The sequence below is a fragment of the Streptomyces sp. P9(2023) genome (assembly GCF_032436795.1).
Taxonomy (GTDB): domain Bacteria; phylum Actinomycetota; class Actinomycetes; order Streptomycetales; family Streptomycetaceae; genus Streptomyces.
Genome location: NZ_JAUPWM010000589.1, coordinates 1 through 261 on the forward strand (window position 1 = coordinate 1; position 261 = coordinate 261).

At 44.8% G+C, this 261-nt stretch carries 1 protein-coding gene; it reads right to left on the bottom strand.

Features of this window, described 5'->3' with window-relative positions; translation table 11 throughout:
- Nucleotides 1-213, bottom strand: a 213-nt coding sequence (locus Q5762_RS38795; protein WP_315897017.1) for a hypothetical protein, incomplete at its 3' end; no start/stop codon positions are given.
- Nucleotides 214-261: the final 48 nt, after the last annotated feature.

The following is a 261-nucleotide window of genomic DNA, read 5'->3' on the forward strand; positions in this document are numbered from 1 at the left end:
GCGCACGGGGATTAATTGCGTGCGCTTCAAATCTGGCGGCAAACTTAAGTTCGAGTCAGTTACGATAGAGAACAGCAGATCGCTTGTTGAATTGTGCCACTCGAATGAGCGAGCAAGATTGATCGCCATATTGAAATATGTGACCTTGCCGGTCGCGATTGTAAATACAGATTTTGTATTAATTGCACTCATTAAGTTGTCACTATTGAGCATTTAAGGGGTCCACGGGAAATCTCATTACGCCAATTCCCCACTCCTGCT